The 1092-nt window shown below is 65.5% G+C and carries 2 protein-coding genes; both read left to right on the top strand.

What is annotated here, in order from left to right; translation table 11 throughout:
• A partial coding sequence (locus AXF19_RS04265; protein WP_442983839.1) for a Kae1-like domain-containing protein occupies positions 1–787 on the top strand: 787 nt, incomplete at its 5' end.
• Between the two features lie 231 nt (positions 788–1018).
• Positions 1019–1092 (top strand): HypC/HybG/HupF family hydrogenase formation chaperone (locus tag AXF19_RS15980; RefSeq protein WP_172837409.1); only part of this gene is annotated, 74 nt, incomplete at its 3' end.

A 1092-nucleotide genomic window follows, 5' to 3' on the forward strand; every position in this document is an offset into this window, starting at 1 on the left:
GGCGCGTGTCCTCGGCGTTGCGCTCGACGGGACGGGCTACGGGGCGGATGGGGCTTCGTGGGGGGGGGAGTTCCTTGCGGCGGATATGGCGGACTACGAGCGGCTCGCGCATTTTGCGTACATCCCCCTGCCGGGCGGCGACCGCGCGGCAAAAGAGCCGTGGCGGCTTGCGCTCCGGGTGCTCCACACGATGTACGGGGAGGAGATTGCCCTGCGCGCGCCGAAATTTATGGAGGAGATTCCCGCAGGTTGGCAGCTGCTCGTGCAGGCGACGGCGGCGGGGGTCAATGCCCCGCTCACGTCGAGCGTGGGGCGGCTCTTCGATGCGGCGGCGGCACTGCTCGACATTTGCCGCGTAAATGTGTACGAGGGACAGGCGGCAATCGGACTGGAACTCTGTGCGCGGCGCGCACGGAGATCGGGCGTTGTGCTGCCGTATGTGTTGGAGCGGGAGCATGCGCCGCTGACGATTGACTTTATGCCCGTGCTTGCGGCGCTTGCGGACGGGGTGGAGAGCCTCTCGGAGGAGGAGCGTGCGGCGCGTGCGCTCGACTTCCATGTGACGATGGCGGCGGCGGTCGCAGAGGTGCTGGATTTGCTCGCTGCGCGCACGGGGCTGCGGACGGTCGCGCTCTCGGGCGGCGTGTTCCAGAACGCGCTCCTCCTTGAGGAGATGCTTGCGCGCCTCAGAGACTTCCGCGTACTACTGCCGCACGCCGCCCCGCCGAACGACGGCGGGATTGCATACGGGCAGGCGGCGGTGGCACTGGCGCGGATGGGAATGTGAGCGAGGATCTGAGTGCTGTAATGCAAAGCCTCCCCCGTCGAAACGGGGGAGGGGGACCGCGTGAGCGGTGGAAGGGGCGCTTTGGACGGTGCGGGTTATCTATCGTGAGAAATGTGCATGAGCCACTGGCGCCCCTATCGCCTCGCTTTGCTCGGCACTTCCCCCGCACTGGCGGGGGAAGCTCATAAGCACGATATATCCCATTGATGGAGGTCAAATAAAGGAGAAAATATGTGTTTGGCAGTTCCGTCGAAAGTCGTTGCGATACAGGATCAGCTTGCATCGGTGGTGGTGAGCGGGGTGCG

The organism is Selenomonas sp. oral taxon 126, assembly GCF_001683335.1.
Lineage (GTDB): Bacteria > Bacillota > Negativicutes > Selenomonadales > Selenomonadaceae > Centipeda.